Annotated in this window: 15 protein-coding genes; 9 read left to right on the top strand and 6 right to left on the bottom strand. The window is 35.1% G+C overall.

Annotation, left to right across the window (positions count from 1 at the left end; all coding sequences use genetic code 11):
- From CLV90_RS17035 to CLV90_RS17025, 3 genes are read right to left on the bottom strand one after another with little or no spacing between them, the layout of a single operon-like run.
- The gene (locus tag CLV90_RS17035) at nt 1-753 is read right to left on the bottom strand and encodes a Na(+)-translocating NADH-quinone reductase subunit C (protein WP_133688727.1); all 753 of its coding nucleotides are present in this window, start codon (nt 751-753) and stop codon (nt 1-3) included.
- A gap of 2 nt (nt 754-755) precedes the next feature.
- A complete protein-coding gene (locus CLV90_RS17030; protein ID WP_133688726.1) occupies nt 756-2036 on the bottom strand; it encodes an NADH:ubiquinone reductase (Na(+)-transporting) subunit B in 1281 nt (426 codons plus the stop codon).
- A gap of 3 nt (nt 2037-2039) precedes the next feature.
- Entirely contained in the window at nt 2040-3389 is a 1350-nt protein-coding gene (locus CLV90_RS17025; protein WP_133688725.1) for a Na(+)-translocating NADH-quinone reductase subunit A, read from the bottom strand.
- A gap of 152 nt (nt 3390-3541) precedes the next feature.
- Here CLV90_RS17025 and CLV90_RS17020 point away from each other — a divergent pair, with 152 nt between their 5' ends.
- From CLV90_RS17020 to CLV90_RS16995, 5 genes are all read left to right on the top strand, one after another.
- Nucleotides 3542-4783: a type IX secretion system plug protein gene (locus CLV90_RS17020; protein WP_133688724.1), complete on the top strand. Its 1242-nt coding sequence runs from the start codon at nt 3542-3544 to the stop codon at nt 4781-4783.
- Between the two features lie 26 nt (nt 4784-4809).
- Nucleotides 4810-5934 carry a DUF3667 domain-containing protein gene (locus tag CLV90_RS17015; protein WP_133688723.1) on the top strand — a complete coding sequence of 375 codons (1125 nt, stop codon included), beginning with the start codon at nt 4810-4812 and terminating at the stop codon, nt 5932-5934.
- 5 nt (nt 5935-5939) lie between these two features.
- The gene (gene apaG / locus CLV90_RS17010) at nt 5940-6326 is read left to right on the top strand and encodes a Co2+/Mg2+ efflux protein ApaG (RefSeq protein ID WP_133688841.1); all 387 of its coding nucleotides are present in this window, start codon (nt 5940-5942) and stop codon (nt 6324-6326) included.
- 72 nt (nt 6327-6398) lie between these two features.
- A complete protein-coding gene (gene pruA, locus CLV90_RS17000; RefSeq protein ID WP_133688722.1) occupies nt 6399-8027 on the top strand; it encodes an L-glutamate gamma-semialdehyde dehydrogenase in 1629 nt (542 codons plus the stop codon).
- Between the two features lie 113 nt (nt 8028-8140).
- Nucleotides 8141-8653: a DinB family protein gene (locus tag CLV90_RS16995; RefSeq protein ID WP_133688721.1), complete on the top strand. Its 513-nt coding sequence runs from the start codon at nt 8141-8143 to the stop codon at nt 8651-8653.
- Between the two features lie 299 nt (nt 8654-8952).
- Here CLV90_RS16995 and rsmG read toward each other — a convergent pair whose 3' ends face one another.
- Nucleotides 8953-9588: a 16S rRNA (guanine(527)-N(7))-methyltransferase RsmG gene (gene rsmG / locus CLV90_RS16990; protein WP_133688720.1), complete on the bottom strand. Its 636-nt coding sequence runs from the start codon at nt 9586-9588 to the stop codon at nt 8953-8955.
- Between the two features lie 120 nt (nt 9589-9708).
- Here rsmG and CLV90_RS16985 point away from each other — a divergent pair, with 120 nt between their 5' ends.
- Together CLV90_RS16985 and CLV90_RS16980 are read left to right on the top strand one after the other, a co-directional pair.
- Complete coding sequence (locus CLV90_RS16985; RefSeq protein WP_133688719.1) at nt 9709-10809, top strand: fatty acid desaturase family protein; 1101 nt, start codon at nt 9709-9711, stop codon at nt 10807-10809.
- 15 nt (nt 10810-10824) lie between these two features.
- Complete coding sequence (locus CLV90_RS16980; protein WP_133688718.1) at nt 10825-12015, top strand: pyridoxal phosphate-dependent aminotransferase; 1191 nt, start codon at nt 10825-10827, stop codon at nt 12013-12015.
- Between the two features lie 76 nt (nt 12016-12091).
- Here CLV90_RS16980 and CLV90_RS16975 read toward each other — a convergent pair whose 3' ends face one another.
- Together CLV90_RS16975 and trkA are read right to left on the bottom strand one after the other, a co-directional pair.
- Nucleotides 12092-13585, bottom strand: a complete 1494-nt coding sequence (locus CLV90_RS16975) for a TrkH family potassium uptake protein (RefSeq protein ID WP_133688717.1) — start codon at nt 13583-13585, stop codon at nt 12092-12094.
- A 1-nt stretch (nt 13586) separates the two neighbouring features.
- Nucleotides 13587-14936, bottom strand: a complete 1350-nt coding sequence (gene trkA, locus CLV90_RS16970) for a Trk system potassium transporter TrkA (RefSeq protein ID WP_133688716.1) — start codon at nt 14934-14936, stop codon at nt 13587-13589.
- A gap of 230 nt (nt 14937-15166) precedes the next feature.
- Here trkA and ubiE point away from each other — a divergent pair, with 230 nt between their 5' ends.
- Both ubiE and porT read left to right on the top strand, forming a co-directional pair.
- The gene (ubiE, locus tag CLV90_RS16965; protein ID WP_133688715.1) at nt 15167-15904 is read left to right on the top strand and encodes a bifunctional demethylmenaquinone methyltransferase/2-methoxy-6-polyprenyl-1,4-benzoquinol methylase UbiE; all 738 of its coding nucleotides are present in this window, start codon (nt 15167-15169) and stop codon (nt 15902-15904) included.
- Nucleotides 15905-15958: 54 nt separating this feature from the next.
- Nucleotides 15959-16654 carry a type IX secretion/gliding motility protein PorT/SprT gene (gene porT, locus CLV90_RS16960; protein WP_133688714.1) on the top strand — a complete coding sequence of 232 codons (696 nt, stop codon included), beginning with the start codon at nt 15959-15961 and terminating at the stop codon, nt 16652-16654.
- The last annotated feature ends 92 nt before the right edge of the window (nt 16655-16746 follow it).

The following is a 16746-nucleotide window of genomic DNA, read 5'->3' as shown; positions in this document are numbered from 1 at the left end:
TTACTTTGCTCTAATTGTTTCTAAATAAGGTTTATATAATTTAACGGTTTCTTTTATCATAGCAGAAACACCGTTACCTGTAATAGTAGCACCAGCCAAGGCATCTACTTCATTATCATCTTTTGTATTGTTCAATGGATCATTGTTTCCTTTAGCTACTGCGATACCAGCGTACTGCGTACCATCCAAAATAGTTTCACCCTTAAAATCGTCCATAAAATAACGCATTTTAATGTTAGCACCTAAACCAGGAGTTTCCCCTTTATGATCAAAATATACACCTTGCACTGTCATGGTATCATCTAAGGCAATGAAACCCCAAATAGCATCCCAAAGACCTTTACCATACATAGGAATGATATAAAATTTCTTACCATCTTTCTCACCGATAAAAACTGGCAATTTATAAGGCTCTCCTTTTTTAATATTAGCCAATTGTTTTTTTAAGTCGATCAAATATGCTTCGTTATCTTCAGTAATCTTATCACCTTGAATAACTAATTGCTCTTTGATATAACTTGAAAACTCATCTTCTACTACATCTGTAGGTATAAAGTTTACACTACCAGCATCATCTCCATTTTCATTTACACCCATGGCATAAAGAATGTTCTGCTGTTTTTCAAAACGCTCATTTTCTTTGATGTTAGGGCGCAATGCTGAAGCCAAAAATGCAAGTATTGACCCAACTACCACAACCATAACAACAGCAAAAACTACTGTATAAACATTACTATCTGTTTTCTGTGTCATAATTAAACTGTTTCAGCTTTAAGTTCTTCTGTCTTACCATCTGAATCTTTTGGATAGATAGTAGCATTTTTTAATCTGTTCATTCTTCTTTTAATATTACCCCTTACAACATAATGATCAATTGTTGGCGCAAATACGTTCATTAAAAGGATAGCCAAGAACACCCCTTCTGGGTATGCAGGGTTGAATACACGAATCATTACAGAAATAAATCCTATAAAGAAACCGTAATACCATTTCCCTTTATTTGTTTGTGAACCAGTTACGGGATCAGTAGCCATATAGACAATACCGAATGCCAAACCACCTACGATTAAATGTTTCCAGAAATCGAAACTCATTAATCCGTAGAATTTGCTTGATTCACCTACCCAACCAAAATCAACAACCTGGTTGAATATTAAGCCCATTACTAGTGAACCAATAACGGCACTTACCATTATTCTCCAACTAGCAATCTTTGTAAATATCAAAAACAAGCCACCTAATAAGATTAGAAATGCAGATGTTTCACCTACAGAACCTGGTATAAAACCGAAAAACATATCTGATACGGAATAGGTCATTTCAGCCCCTTTATTCTGAGCTAAGTACCCCAATATAGTTTCACCTGATATCGCATCAACATTTGCCCCTGCAAGAATTTCTTCTGAACGCTCACGAGCTCCGTAAACCCAAACTTTATCACCACTCATCCATGTAGGATAAGCGAAGAACAAGAATGCTCTAATAGTCAATGCTGGATTTAAAATGTTCATACCTGTACCACCAAAAACCTCTTTACCAATAACAACACCAAAAACAACGGCTACAGATAACATCCAAAGCGGCGTATCTATAGGAACAATTAATGGCACCAACATACCAGTAACCAAATACCCCTCTTCTACTTCGTGACCTTTAATAACAGCAAAAATAAATTCTACTATAAGTCCGACTGCATAAGAAACAACAACTAATGGCAATACCTTAATAATACCTATCCAGAAATTATCCCAAGTAAGAAAATCGTTCATTAAAGAAAAATCTGCCGGAAAACCGTTAATTGCAGAATAATGTTGATAACCCGCGTTAAACATAGAGAATATTAACACTGGTATCAGCGCCATTATTACCGTGTTCATTGTACGTTTTAAATCATCTGCTGATTTTACATGTGTACCACCTGCATGAGTAGTCTCATCTGGCGAAAACAAAAAAGTATGAAAGGCATTAAAGGCAGGAGCCATTTTCTTACCCTGATACTTTAGCTTAAGTTCGTGTAATTTGCTTTTTAAACTCATTTCTTATCCTATTTCTTTTTGCAATAAATCTAACCCCTCACGAATAATCTTTTGGTGCGGTTGCTTAGAAATACATATAAACTCAGTTAACGAAAAATCTTCAGGAGCTACCTCGTATAAACCTAACTGCTCCATCTCATCCAAGTCTTTTACCATACAAGCTTTTAGCAGTTGCATTGGAAAAATATCCATCGGAAAAACTTTTTCATATTGCCCCGTTACTACGAAAGCCCTGTGTTCCCCGTTAGTATTGGTATCTAAATCATATTTCTTGTTAGGCTGCATCCAAGAGAACGTTAATGCTCTTGTTGCCGATATTTTGTTGAAAACTGGCTTATTCCATCCAAACAATTCATAATCGTCTCCTTCTGGAATAACCGTAACAGTATTATTATAATATCCTAAATAACCATCCGGTCTACTTTTTGAGCCTGTGAGTACATCTCCATTGATGACTCTAAAGTTTTCTTCGTTTACACCACTAGCATATAAAAAGGTAGAAATCTCTGCCCCTATTTTAGTTGTATAATATTTAGGTGCCTTAACTGAAGAACCTGCCAAAGCTATAGTACGTTCTGCATTGAACTTACCAGTCAACAGATATTCACCTATAATGATTAGATCTTGCGGAGTTACCGTCCAAACCAATTCACCTTTGTTAATAGGATCAACTTTATTGATCTGAGTACCTACCAAGCCTGCAGGATGCGGACCAGATACATTATGCAATTCTACACCAGTCATTGAAGACAATGGGGATTTGCTAGAACCTACAGACACATGAACTTTACCGGGCGTTAATTTACCCAATACAGTAATTGCAGCTTGTAATTCTTTTTCTTTACCCTGTAATACAAAATCCAAATCTGCCTGTAACGGACCACTTGAATATCCAGAAATAAAAATGGATTTCGGTGTAGTATCAGGATTAGCAACTACATCATAAGGTCTCTGCTTGATAAATGGCCAACAGCCACTTTTCAATAAAAGAGCTTTCAACTGTTCTTTAGATGATTTTTCAACATCTAATGTATCACCTGAAAATGACTCCTGTGTTTTGTCTGCTAATATCTTTAAGGTCAAAATACGTCTTCTATCCCCTCTTTCGATTTCAATAAGCTCACCGCTTACGGGTGAAACAAAAAGCATGCTTTCCATGTTTTTGTTATAGAACAAAGGCTCTCCCGCTTTCACTTCGGCACCTTGCTTTACCATCATTTTTGGAGTAATTCCGTGAAAATCACTTAACTGTATAGCATAAACATTACTTGAAACAGCTTTTGAAGTAGTCTGTTCTGCGGCGCCCACAAGATTAATGTTGAGCCCTTTTTTAATTCGAATGTCTTTTGACATGTGCGTATAGACCTTTAGGTTATCAAAATTTGAGCAAATTTAAGTACAAAAACTTCGTTTTCATAATTATTAACCCATAATTTAGTCATTAGAACGAGCTATATTTTTTAGGCATCGTTTTTGTTTACCTTTACTTAAAAATTACTGGGTCAATGCGAATTTTCATTAAACATTTTATTTGTCTGTTATTCTTGCAAAATATAGTTGCCCAGGTACAATTAGAAGCAAATCCGCCAGAAAACATAAAGTCAATCGTTTTTAAAGGTCCCACAGAAGACCAGTTTCCTGTAATTAAAATTGGCGAGCCTATATATTTAGAGTTCGATGATATTCTAGCCAACGAACAAGACTATTACTACAAAGTAATTCATTGCGATTATGATTGGACACCCTCTTCTTTGTTAAAATCACAGTATTTAGACGGTGTAGACAACCAACGAATTACCAATTACGAGAATAGTTATAGCACATTACAGTCGTACTCGAATTATCAATTGAGCATACCTAACGACAATGTTCGTTTAAAAGTTAGCGGAAATTATATTTTAGAAGTTTACAATAGCAACAACGACTTACAATTCTCAAGAAGATTTGTGGTATATAAAGATATCGTTGCCGTTTCCACTGCTATTAAACGTTCAAGAGATTTTAATTTTATCAACGAAAAGCAAGTGGTACAATTTAGTATTACCTCTGGCTCTTTACGGTTAATAAACCCAAAGAAAGAGGTTAAAGTTGCGATACTTCAAAATCACTATTGGCCTACTGCAATTACCAATATACCACCTCAATACACTTTAGGCGATGAACTAGTCTACAAATATGATCAAGAAACTGCTTTTTACGGCGGCAATGAATTTTTACTATTCGACACTAGCGACTTAAGAGCACCAAGCTCGCAAATTTCTAGCATCGATCTTACCGACTTATACAATCATTATTTATTTTCTGATGATTTCAGAAACGATAAGCCATACACCTATTTTCCTGACATCAATGGAGATTTTGTAGTCAGAACTTTACAGGGCGACAATGCCTCTAGAGAAGCAGAATACACAAACGTATACTTTAGCCTACCCTATACCGAATATATTGCCCTAGATGATGTTTACGTCTTTGGCAAATTCAATAATTACGCCCTTACCGACGAAAATAAAATGGTATACAATGAAAAAAATGGTATGCTAGAAGCCACGCTAAAAATGAAACAAGGGTTTTACAACTATAAATATGCCGTGAAAGGCGGAGAGAAAATTAAATTAAATGAGGTTGGCGGCAACTTCCATTTTACAGAAAACAATTACCTTGTACTAGTTTACTACCGCAACTTTGGGGATATGTATGATAGTATAATCGGTATTGGCTCTGCCAATTCTAGAAATATCACCAACTAGCTGTATATTTACGTTTTTCATAAATTATGGAGAACCAACCAGCCGTTCAACCAGCAGGCAGATTTAAACTAAAATACAGAGGTGTAGACTGCCTTAATTGCGGTCATCCATTAGAGCTTAGCGATAAATTTTGCCCTAATTGCTCTCAGGCAAATAGCACCAAAAAACTTACCCTTTTTGATTTTTTTGAAGAGTTTCTTGCGAATTATTTCTCATATGATTCTAAGCTTTGGAAAACCTTAACCGCCTTACTTTTAAGACCGGGCAAAATAACACAAGAATATATTCGGGGCAAACGTCTCTCTTATACTAACCCTTTTCGCTTTTTACTGAGTTTATCAATTATCTATTTTCTAATCATCAGCTATAATAGTGAACTTGAGTCTTTCAACAAATTTGGTTCAGAAAATAAAAAACCAATCTTCGACCTTAATGAGGAATTTAGTAAAATTGAATTTGATAGTGAAGAAGAACGACAACTAGCCTTAACCCAAATAGACTCGCTTCAGATTAACAGGTTTTTAAAAAATCGGATTAGCAATAAAGATTCTACTATTTTAGTAAATCCTAAGTCTTATTTTAAAGAAATTAATACAGAGAATCTAACACTCCGCTTTCTTGGCAAAATAGACTTCTTCAACATCATTATTAAGCACGATACCATTTATTATTTTGAACAAGGTTTAACTAAATTTGAAATACCAGAAAACAAAGAAAATGAAATGGCATTTAACTTAGCCAGCAGCTTGGTTGACATTGAAAAACGACCCGGAACGTTCGTAAATTCTTTAATTTCAAAACTGCCATTCACCACATTTTTCTTCCTACCGTTCTTTTCTATTTTTATTTGGATGGTCTATATCAGAAAAAAATACACTTATACCGATCATTTAATCTTTAGTTTCCACAATCAGTCATTATTATTTATCTTGCTCATTGTTAGCAATTTGATCAACGCAGTGTTCAATATTAATAGCGAAGGATTTTTTATTTTAATATTCGCTATTTACCTTTACAAAGCAATGCGCAATTTCTATCAACAAGGAAGAGTTAAAACAGTTATAAAGTATTTTTTCCTAAACACATTATTTGTTATTTTAGGAACTATTGCGATAACCATATTAATCGCTGCAAGCGTATTTACCTATTAAATATGATGATAACACAGGTTACAAAAGGCATTAAAATTTCGGTTCAAACAACTTTTGAAGGCACGTTCTTTAAAAACTACAAAATGCATTATGCTTTTGGGTATACAATTACCATTGAGAACCAAAGCAAAGATGCTGTTCAACTAACCTCTCGTCATTGGAAAATATATGATTCTTTGAATGATATGGAAACCTTAGACGGCGAAGGTGTTATTGGTAAAAAACCGGTAATTCAGCCCGGCGAATCTCACACCTACAATTCAGGCTGTCTTTTAACTTCGCCAATAGGCGCAATGAAAGGTCATTACAATATGGTGATCATGGACAATGCTCAAAAATTTAGAGTATACATTCCTACTTTTAAATTTAGCGCACCTTTCGCACTTAACTAAAGTCTTTTATAGTTTTTAGTCCAACAGCCTTTTAGTACCTTTGGTTAACTTTTTAATTTAAAAAAATTGACAATGGGTAAAGGATTTTTTCAAGTTCCTACAGCATTTAACGAACCAATTAAAAGCTACGCTCCTGGGTCTCCAGAAAGAGAAGCGGTTTTGGAACAATACAAAGAATATTTCAACAACACGGTTGATGTACCAATGTATATTGGTTCAGAAGAGGTACGCACAGGCAACACCAAGCCAATGTCGCCACCACACGATCACAAACACATTGTAGGTACTTATCATACTGCCAATAAGGAAAACGTTCAATCTGCAATTGATAACTGTTTATCATCTAGAGATGCATGGGCTAACTTAACTTGGGAGCAACGTGCCGCTATTTTCTTAAAAGCTGCAGAGTTAATTGCCGGTCCTTACCGCGCGAAGATCAATGCGGCCACCATGATCGCACAATCTAAAAATATTCACCAAGCAGAAATAGATGCTGCCTGCGAGTTAATTGACTTTTTACGTTTTAACGTAGAGTACATGTCTCAAATTTATGCAGAGCAACCAGATTCTGCCGAAGGTATTTGGAACAGAGTAGAATATCGCCCTTTAGAGGGATTCATTTACGCAATTACCCCTTTTAACTTTACTGCTATTGCCGGTAACTTACCTGCAAGTGCAGCTATGATGGGTAACGTTGTTGTTTGGAAACCGAGTGACTCTCAGGTTTTCTCTGCAAAAGTTATTGTAGATATTTTCAAAGAAGCCGGTTTACCTGACGGAGTTATCAATGTTGTTTATGGCGACCCAGTAATGATTACCGAAACAGTATTAGCTAGCCCAGACTTTGCCGGTATACACTTTACAGGTTCTACACATGTATTTAAAGAACTTTGGAAACAAATAGGAAATAACATTCACACCTATAAGACATACCCAAAAATAGTTGGTGAAACTGGTGGTAAAGATTTTATTCTTGCACACCCTACCGCTAACACCAAGCAAGTAGCAACCGCTATTTCAAGAGGTGCTTTCGAATTTCAAGGGCAGAAATGTAGTGCAGCTTCAAGAGTATATCTACCAAAATCTACTTCTAAAGAAATTTTAGAATATGTTAAGGCCGATATCGCTTCTTTTAACAAACCTGGTTCTCCTGAAGACATGAGCAATTTCATTACTGCTGTAATTCACGAAGGTTCGTTCGATAAATTGGCTAAGTACATTACACAAGCCAAAGAAGATGAAAATGCTGAAATATATGCTGGTGGTTCTTTTGATAAATCTAAAGGTTACTTTATTGAGCCAACGGTTATCTTAACCACAGACCCAAAATACACTACTATGGAAACTGAATTATTCGGTCCTGTAGTAACTATTTACGTTTACGATGACAAAGATTGGAGCGAAACGCTACAGTTAATCGACGGTACTTCTGAGTACGCTCTTACGGGAGCTGTATTATCTCAAGATAGATATGCTATTGACGAGGCTACCAAAGCATTACAGAACTGCGCAGGTAACTTCTACATCAATGACAAACCTACAGGTGCTGTAGTTGGTCAACAACCTTTTGGTGGCGCCAGGGCTTCTGGAACTAACGATAAGGCAGGTTCAGCTCAAAACCTTTTACGCTGGGTTTCTCCAAGATTAATAAAAGAAACTTTTGTTACTCCTGTTGATTACAGGTATCCGTTTTTAGGATAAAAAATAACTTTAAAGGCTGAATGTAAATTCAGCCTTTTTTTTTGACATAGCGCTTCTTTTAGCTTACATTACAGGTATTGCATTTTACTTTTAACAACCTTAATACACTAATTATGAAAAAGTTACTACTCGCAGCATTCCTATTTACAGGATGCTTTTCTTACGCACAAGAAGAATTAACACAGAACACATTAAAAGGTGTTTTAACCGGAAATCAACATCAAGTGATACAACTTGCAGAAGCTTTTCCTGAAGAAAAATACGATTGGAGACCAGCAGAAGGTATAAGCTCTGTTGGCGAAGCTCTTTTACACGTTGCAGGTGGCAATTACTTTTTAGTCTCTAAATTAGGATTTGCTCCACCAGAAGATGTAGATGTAATGAACTTAGGTAAAATTACAGGTAAAGAGAACATCATTGCAGCTCTTAAAAAATCTAACGAATTCGTTCTAGAAAATATTACCAATGTTGAAGATGGTTCTTTAAACGAAGAAGTTGATTTCGGTTTTATGAAATCTAATAAACTAGGCGGATTGCTAGCGATTATGGAGCATAACGGCGAACATAAAGGTCAACTTATTGCTTATGCAAGAACAAACGGAGTTGTACCACCATGGAGTGAATAAAACATACAAACGATGCTAAAAAGCCCTCTAAACAAATTTATTTAGAGGGCTTTTTCATTATTTAAGAAATATTAACATGTCTTCAATGCAATATCAATGTAAATTTAACGTTAATTAATTGTAAAGTAAAGGTAATTTAACGAAATTTGTACTTCACTTAAAATCAATTGCTTATGACTATTAATAACTTAAGATTACATATAACCTGCATTCAGATCCACACATGGAATTATTTAAAAGAATTTGCCCGTAAATACAAGAAGGCTTATTACAGTTCATTTCTTCTTTAATACTTACGCTTACCCTTTATATTTAAGCGGCAGATAAACCATTTTTTTCGTTTCAAAGAAATCTTCTTTGAAGTAATCGGTCAAACTATAGACCTCTGCGGTTCTATAATCTTTTAACTCGTCATTCAAATCTCCGCCTTTTAAATACAGTATTCCGTTTCTTACCGTATGTGCTGATTCCTTTTTTATTTTTCCTTTTATCCAGTGTACAAAAGTTGGCATCGCCGCCACAGCTCTACTGACGATAAAATCGAATTTACCAGGTATCTCCTCTACGCGAGCATTTATAGTAGTAACATTGGTAAGTTGTAGACCTTCAATCACCTCGTTCACTACTTTGATCTTTTTACCGATAGAGTCCACTAAAGTAAAATGAACTTCAGGAAACATAATAGCCAATGGTATTCCAGGAAAGCCACCACCGGTACCAACATCTAATATTGATGAACCATCTTTAAAAGTTATAAATTTTGCAATTCCCAATGAATGCAAAACATGCCTTAAATAGAGTTCATCTATATCTTTTCTTGAAACCACATTTATTTTTTGATTCCAATCTTTATACAATTCCTCTAATTTTCTGAAATTTTGTTTCTGGTTTTCAGATAAATTGGGAAAATTTTCAAATATGATTTCAACAGTCATGCTTATATTTGTAAGTAGATAATATTAGTATTTTCACTGGTGCAAAGATTTAGCTTTTAATTAAGCTATCAAACAATTATAGATTCAATTACATTATACTAAGTAAAAGATTACCAAATTATGGCACAAGATACCATTCGTTTTCCAAGAACTGATTCTGCAAAGTTTTTTAAAACCTTGAATAGCAGAGTTAACGATTATTTTAAAACTAATAAATTAAAGAAAACAGGAAATTGGAGACTACACTTAAAAACGTTAGTGATGTTCACACTTTTTCTTGCACCTTATTTTTTAATACTAACGTTAGGTCTACCAAATTGGGCTAACATACTTTTAACTATAGTTATGGGTGTTGGTATGGCAGGAGTTGGTATGAATGTTATGCATGATGGCAACCACGGTGCTTATTCAAATAAAAAATGGGTTAACAAATTAATGGGCAGCAGCATCTATATTCTTGCCGGCAATGTTTACAATTGGCAAGTACAACACAATGTGCTTCACCATACCTACACCAACATTCATGAACATGATGAAGACATGGAAGCGGGTAGAATTTTGCGTTTTTCGAAACATGCTGAATGGAAAAAACACCATAAGTTTCAACACTTTTATTCTGTGTTGCTTTACGGACTTTTAACCTTCAACTGGGCTATTACTACCGATTTTCAGCAAATGTACAGGTATACAAAGCGTAAATTGGCTTACGGCAAATTACCAAGTGCAACGATGAATTGGAGCACCTTGATCGTAACAAAATTATTATACATAACTATTTGGGTCGTACTACCTATGTTGATTTTAGATATTGCATGGTGGAAAATTTTAATTGGATTCTTTTTAATGCATTATGTTGCAGGGGTAATCTTAAGTGTTGTATTTCAATTGGCACATATTGTCGATGATGCAGACACACCTTTACCTGATGAATCTGGAACTATGAAAAACACTTGGGCTATTCACCAATTATTTACTACTGTAAATTTTGGCACTAAAAATAAAATCGTGAATTGGTTTACAGGTGGATTAAATCACCAAGTTGAGCATCATATATTCCCGAACATAAGTCACGTACATTACACAAATATTTCGAAAATTGTGAAACAAACGGCACAGGAATTTAATTTACCATATCACGAGTATAAAACTACTAGAAAAGCTATAATTTCGCACTTTAAACATTTAAAAGAATTAGGCAAAGAGCCTACATTACAATACTAGAAATTAAGAGCAACCATGAGCAATCAACTTTCGGATAGAATTAACAGCGTTACACCGTCAGCTACTTTGGAAATGGCCGCTAAGGCCCGTGAATTAAGAGCAGAAGGCAAAGATATTATCGGTTTAAGCTTAGGCGAACCAGATTTTAATACTCCTGATTACATTAAAGATGCAGCTATACAAGCGATCAATGATGACTATAACTCTTACTCACCTGTAGATGGTTACGTTGATTTAAAAAAGGCCATTATCACTAAATTCAAAAGAGATAACAACCTTTCATACGAACTACCACAAATTGTTGTTTCAACAGGTGCTAAACAATCTTTATATAACGTTGCGCAGGTTGTCTTAAACCCAGGTGATGAAGTTATTTTACCTTGCCCTTACTGGGTTAGCTATAGTGATATAGTTAAGTTGGCAGATGGCGTACCTGTAGAAGTACCTACTTCTTTAGAGAACGATTTTAAAATGACACCTGATCAGTTAGAAGCTGCAATTACACCTAAAACAAAAATGTTATGGTACAGCTCTCCTTGTAACCCTAGTGGATCTATTTATAGCAAAGAGGAATTACGCGCTCTTGCAGATGTTTTAAAAAACCACCCACAAATTATCGTGGTAAGTGATGAAATTTACGAACACATCAATTACGGGGTTACTGCACATGCTTCAATGGCAGAATTTGAAGATATGTTTGATCGTACCGTTACTGTAAACGGAGTTGCAAAAGCATTTGCGATGACCGGATGGCGTATTGGCTATATTGGCGCTCCTGCTTACATAGCTCGCGCAACAAATAAGCTACAAGGTCAAGTCACCAGTGGCGCAAATTGTATTGCTCAGCGTGCGGTAATTACTGCCTTAGAAGAATCGCCAGACCGTATTAAATATATGGTAGATGAATTTAAGGAAAGACGTAAACTTATTTTAGGTCTACTAAATGAAATTGAAGGCTTTAAATGCAACGAGCCTGAAGGTGCTTTTTACGTATACCCAGATGTAACCGCATATTTTGGCAAAACATTCAATGGTACAACTATTAATAATGCTTCAGATTTCTCTATGTACATTTTAGAAGCTGCCAATGTTGCAACCGTAACAGGTGATGCTTTTGGTAACGGAAATTGTATTCGTATTTCATATGCAGCATCTGTAAAGGAAATTAAGGAAGCAATATCAAGAATAAAAGAAGCACTGAAATAAACCTCAGCTATTCATAAAACGTAAAAAGTCCCTTTATTTGAAGGGACTTTTTTTATACTCTATAGTTTCACTAAACTTAAGTTCTTTTCCAAAAATAAGGGGTCAATAATATTAGTACAGTAAATAATTCTAATCTACCTGCCAACATTAAAAATCCGCACCACCACTTTGCCAAATCAGGTAAACTATTGAAATTACTTACAGGATTTAAACTCCCCAATGCCGGACCAACATTACCCAAAGATGACGCTGCGCCACCTATGGCAGATTCAAAATCTAATCCTAAAAAGCCTAGTACTAATGCCCCAATAATAAAGAGTAGCATGTATAGCACAAAGAATCCGATTATATTATAGACAATTTTCTCTTTTACAGTCTTATTGTTATATCGTACAGGTATGATGGCATTGGTATGCAATGTTCTTTTAAACTCCAATACACCATTCTTTATAATCAATAAGTGACGCATTACTTTTATACCTCCTGCCGTTGATCCTGCCGAACCTCCTAAGAAAAACAATCCGAAGAAAAACACGGTTAAAAAGGGTGTCCACTGTGTAAAATCTGCACTAACAAAACCTGTAGTGGTTATCACTGAAATTATCTGGAACAACGCATGCCTAAACGAACTTTCCGCCTTACCTAGCGCCATTGGATATCCAGGGGTTAACTCTGTAATATTCGCCTGGTAATACACCACCAAAGCCACTATTATCGTAAATACAATAACGAACCCAGAATAGTACCTAAACTCTTCATCTTTAACCACTTTCTGAACCTTTCCCTTAAAAGCGAAATAACTTAATACAAAATTACTACCAGCCAGAAACATGAAAAAGATAATAATATACTGTATCAATGGTTGATCGTTCCAGTACGCGACACTTGCATTTTTGGTTGAAAAACCGCCTGTAGACAGTGTCGCCATAGCATGATTAATTGCATCAAAGAACGACATACCCGCAATTTGTAATAAGATAGTTTCTGCTACCGTATACCCAAAATAGATAAGCCAAAGACGCTTAGCGGTATCAGTAATTCGTGGATGCAATTTATCGCCTGTTGGTCCCGGTGCTTCTGCAGAAAACAACTGCATACCTCCTATTCCCAACAAAGGCAGTATGGCTATTGCCAAAACAATAATACCCATTCCCCCAATCCAATGAGTCAAACTTCTCCAAAATAAAATCCCCTCTGGCATTGCTTCAATATCATCCATTATTGAAGCCCCTGTAGTCGTATAACCAGAAATAGTTTCGAAAAAAGCATTAGTTACCGTTGGTACCGCACCTGAGAATAAATAAGGCAACATCCCAGAAATGGACATCACAATCCACCCGAAAGTAACGATAATATACCCCTCTTTTTGCTTTACTTCTTTTTTATGACCTCTGGTATAGTACATCATAAAAACCCCAACGAACATAGTGCTAATAGAAGCCAAAGCAATACTTAAAGTAGCCCCATCTTGGTAAATACCACTTACTACTGCCGCTAAAAGCATAAAGCCTCCGTTGCAAAGCAACAAAAGCCCCATTATATGAATTATGATTCTTAAATTAAGCCGCATCTTAAAGGAACATTCGTTCTATTTTAGAAATCTCTGAAGGTAAACAACAAACTACAACCCTATCACCTTCTTGTATTTTAAATCCGCCAAGTGCAATATGACCTTTACCATCTCTAACAACACCACCAATAGTAGCTGCTTTCGGAAAATCAAGTTCTCGTATAGTAGCACCTGTAACTTTTGAATTTTTCTTAACTATAAATTCTAAAATTTCGGCATTTAAATTATTCAAACGCATTAAGGCAACTACTTCTCCTTTACGTATGTGTCTAAAAATGTTATTAGCTGCTAATAGTTTTTTATTGATTAAAGTATCAATACCGATAGAATGAGAAAGCTGAAAATAATCCATATTCTCAACCAACGCTATCGTCTTTTTTATATACTTTGATTTTGCCACCAAACATGACATAATATTCGTTTCAGAGTTTCCGGTTACCGCAATAAAGGCATCCATAGACTCTAGACTCTCTTCATCTAATAATTCAACATTTCTACCATCACCATTTATTACCAATGCATTCGGTAATTCATCTGCTAACTCAAAAGCTTTTTCTTTATTCTTTTCAATAAGCTTTACATTGAATTTATTGGCACAAAGATCTCTAGCGGTTTTATAACCTACTTTGCTACCGCCAAGAATCATTACATTCTTAATCTCTGTTTTTGTCTTACCGGTAAGCTTATAAAGTTCATCAACACCCTCTTTTACGGTAATGAAATATACTTGGTCACCTTCTTTAAATACAGTATCGCCACGTGGTATTACAGTATATTGAGTTCCTGTACGTTGCAGTGCAATAGGCATAAAATGGAGCTCTGGGAAAATTTTAGCTGCTTCTTTTACCATTTTACCAACGAACGGGGCAGATTTCAATAAAGACACCCCTACCATAATTAACTCACCCTCTTCAAATTCATAGGTATCGTTAAAGGCTGATTTGTTCAACAACATTTGAATTTCTGTAGCAGCTAAAGCTTCTGGAGAAATCAATTCATCAATACCTAAATCTGAGAACCTCAATAGCTCCTTATTCTTTATAAATTCAGTATTCGAAATTCTTGCAATTGTTCGCTTACAACCTAATTGCTTCGCCAACATACACAAAGTTAAATTCGTTGTTTCCGAAGAGGTCACCGCGATAACCAAATCTGAATATTTTACCTGAGCATCATTTAATACCGCAATAGAAGTTGCATCACCTTTTAAAACTCGTATATCTAAATGATTGTCTGCATAAGCCAGACTCTCTTTTTTAGAGTCAATTAAGGTAATATCCTGTGATTCATAAGAAAGTAATTTAGCTAAATGAAAGCCTACTTCCCCAGCACCAGCAATTATAATCTTCATTTATTATATTCGATCGCTAATTGTCAAGTACAAATTTTGGGTTCTAAACTATTATTCATTGTTTAAAAGCAGACTTGAAAAATATAGCATTTATTATGGCGCAAAATTACATAATTAAATTAGTTTATTCTTTATTTTCAATTGTTTACCGCATCAACAACCAACCTAAATCGCTAAAATGGAATTAAGCACTAGCTAAATCGTATATTTGCTAAAAAAATAGCGATAAAATGCCCGAAAAAGTTACGCCTTATAAAGATTCTGATTTAGGAAAGAAAGAACAAGTAACCAAAATGTTCGATACTATTTCTAAAAATTATGACGGATTAAACCGCGTGATATCATTTGGAATAGATATTAAATGGCGTAAAAAGGTTGTAGAAATACTAAAAAAAGAACAACCGAATTCAATTTTAGATATTGCTACTGGTACTGGTGATTTAGCTATTGCTTTAATTTCAACGGGTGCAAAAAAAATTGTGGGACTTGACATTTCTCCCGGTATGCTTTCTGTCGGAAAGGACAAAGTGAAAGAAAAAAATCTCAACAACACTATCGAAATGGTTGTAGGCGATAGTGAAAACCTATTATTTGAAGACAATTCTTTCGATGCCGTAACGGTTTCTTTCGGTGTTCGAAATTTTGAAACTTTAGAAAAAGGTATGGCAGAAATATTACGCGTTTTAAAACCTAACGGTTCTTTAGTTGTACTAGAAACTTCGGTACCTACAAAAACACCATATAAACAAGGATACCACTTTTACACAAAAAACATACTTCCAATAATTGGAAAATTATTTTCAAAAGACAATTCAGCTTATGGCTATTTAAGCGAATCTGCTTCTGTTTTTCCTCATGGCGAAAACTTCAACAATATTTTACGCGAAATCGGGTTTATAGATGTAACGAATAAACCTCAAACATTTGGGGTTGCATCAATTTATGTGGCAAAAAAGGCTAATGCCTAGGTATAATTAGCACGCTCTCTTAAATTGTTGACTTACAATCGTAAACCACGATATATGAAGAAATGGTTTTTTATAGGATTGACATCATTTTTAATGACCAATACGTTGAGTGCTCAATTCAACGAAAGCCCCATATTGAACAAACAAAACGAAGATAAGAAACTCTTAAACTGGGGTTATTTCTTAGGTTTAAACCAATATGATTTCAAAATTGAATACAAAGAAAATGCCCAAGACATCTTGGTAAGCAAGAGCTTTGGTTTTAATGTTGGATTGATTGGTGAAGTTCGCCTTAATGAATTTTTAGATGTACGTTTTGAACCTGGATTGCATTACGGATCAAGATTAATGGGATTTCCTGGCTTTGATGATGAGCGAGATGCAATTAGAGAAGTAAAATCTACATATATTAATTTCCCTTTACTATTAAAAGCCAGCACAAAGCGGTTTGGCAATTTCAAACCTTTTTTATTAGGTGGTGCCTCAACCGGACTCAACTTAGGTAGTAACGAAGAAAGCCTTGATGATAATGAATCTGGCACCTTTAGAATGAAGAAATGGGTTTACAACTATGAACTTGGTTTTGGTATTGATTTCTATTTAGAGTACTTCAAATTCACCCCTTCTATTCGAGGTGTTTTTGCGATTACCGACGAATTAGTTCCTGATAACGACCCTAATAGTCCGTGGACCGGAAACATTGAATCTTTAAAAACACGTGGAATTTTTATCAACTTTACTTTTGAATAGCAATTAGCAATTAGCAATTAGCAATTAGCAATTAGCAATTAGCAATTAGCAATTAGCAATTAGCAATTAGCAATTAGCAATTAGCAATTAGC

The organism is Maribacter spongiicola, assembly GCF_004364165.1.
In the GTDB taxonomy this organism is placed as follows: domain Bacteria; phylum Bacteroidota; class Bacteroidia; order Flavobacteriales; family Flavobacteriaceae; genus Maribacter; species Maribacter spongiicola.
Note: the sequence above shows the minus strand (reverse complement) of the source record. Positions and strands in the feature narration are given on the sequence as shown.